This window comes from Vibrio sp. 10N.222.52.B7 (genome assembly GCF_041474275.1).
Lineage (GTDB): Bacteria > Pseudomonadota > Gammaproteobacteria > Enterobacterales > Vibrionaceae > Vibrio > Vibrio crassostreae_C.
This window is the reverse complement of the sequence record NZ_JBFRTU010000264.1, coordinates 1-356: the sequence shown is the minus strand read 5'-3', so window position 1 is coordinate 356 and position 356 is coordinate 1. Positions and strand designations below refer to the sequence as shown.

The 356-nt window shown below is 42.4% G+C and carries 1 protein-coding gene; it reads left to right on the top strand.

Annotated elements, in window-relative coordinates; translation table 11 throughout:
• A partial coding sequence (locus tag AB4512_RS22750) for a YopT-type cysteine protease domain-containing protein (protein ID WP_372175802.1) occupies window positions 1–356 on the top strand: 356 nt, incomplete at both ends.

Here is a 356-nt window from a genome sequence, read left to right as displayed (position 1 = left end):
AAGTAACCCTACGCTCTATTCGGAAACGGAGAGGGCAAACGCCAGTAAGCTAATGGATAGCCTTGCAGCGATCCATACTAAAAACCCAATGCATGATACTTCTATGAAAGTATGGCAAGAGAAGCTTGAGGGTAAGAAAGCTCTAACGGTTACGGGTGTAATTGAAAAGATCACAGACGTTTCAGTTGACAACAAGCCTGTCTTATTAGAGCTAGATGCTCCTGGTCATGCAATGGCTGCTTGGGCAAAAGGTGATGGAGAAAATCGTGTTTACGGTTTCTATGATCCGAATGCAGGTGTTGTAGAGTTTTCATCAAAAGACAAGTTTAGCACTTATTTAACTCGCTTCTTTGGTA